Genomic DNA, 1,206 nt, shown 5'->3' with positions numbered 1-1,206 from the left:
AGCCTCGAACAACTCCGGCAACAACCCCGCCGGAACCCCCACCGACGTATCGTTCCACCCCTCCACCACCAAACGCCGCTCCTCCACACCCAGGACCTGAACGTCCCTCAGCGGAAGATCGCGGCCCGCGTCCAGCGCCTGCTCCAGCGCGGCGACGAGGTTCTCGGCGGTAGTGCGGACGGCCGAGCCGACGTGGCGTGCATCGATCGGGGCGACCGCGTCCACGGCCAGCCCGATCTCGGTACCGCGGTCGTCGACGGCGACCGAAAGGGGGTAGTTGGTGCGCTCGCGCGAGAAGACCGTCCGGATCCCGCTCTGCTCCTCGCGCGGGTCCGGTTCGCTCCCGGCCGTCGGTGCGGCCGGCCGGGCCGCGTTGTGCCGGTAGTTGAAAATCGAGGTGAACAGCGGTGAGTCGCCGGCCACCCCGCTGGCCTGCTGAGCCACGGCCAGCGGTGCGTGCTCGCGTTCCAGCAACTCCGCCAGCTGACCTCGCATCGCTGCCACCGCTTGCAGGGCGCCGACCTCGTCGGTCCGTACGCGCACGGGCAGCGTGTTCATGAACGGCCCGGGTACCCGGTCGGCACCTGCACCCGCGTTCATGCGGCCGAACAGCACCGTTCCGAACACTACGTCCGTACGTCCGGACATCGCGGCGAGTGCGCGCGCCCAGGCCAGATGCAGAACCGTGGCAGGGCTGGCGCCCAGTCGGCGGGCGACATCCCGCAGCCGCTCGGTCAGCTCCGGCGCGAACGGCACCACGGCTCGGACGGCGTCCGCTCCGTCGCCGCGCGCGTCGACGACCCCGTACGGTGCGGTCGACTCGTCGACGTCACCCAGCAGCTCGGCGAAGTAACGCTCGTGCTCCCCGCTCTCCGAACCGGCGCGTGCCTGCGCGACGAAGGTACGGAACGGTAGCGCCGGCGCAAGCTCAGCGCCTCGCCCGGTCAGGAAGGCCTCGACCTCGTCGAGCAGCACCTCCATCGCGGTGTGGTCCTGCACCATGTGGTGCACCCGTACCAGGGCCAGCCACCGGTCCGTCTCCGGATCGACCGCAGCGACGTGCACGCTGATCAGCGGGGCTCGGTTCAGATCCATCGAGAGGCCGGCGTGTGCGAGGAGCTGCTCGGCCGGGTCGGTGCCGTGGGGGTCGAGCGTGACGTCCTCGACGGGCAGTACCGCGTTGCGCAGGACGACCTGGACCGGCTG

1 protein-coding gene is annotated in these 1,206 nt (G+C 71.1%); it reads right to left on the bottom strand.

Annotated features, from left to right (window positions below):
* Positions 1-1,206 (bottom strand): condensation domain-containing protein (locus tag AC0693_RS38770; protein ID WP_478804635.1); only part of this gene is annotated, 1,206 nt, incomplete at both ends.

The organism is Streptomyces sp. NPDC043876, from assembly GCF_056435825.1.
This window is presented reverse-complemented; position numbering and strand designations above follow the sequence as displayed.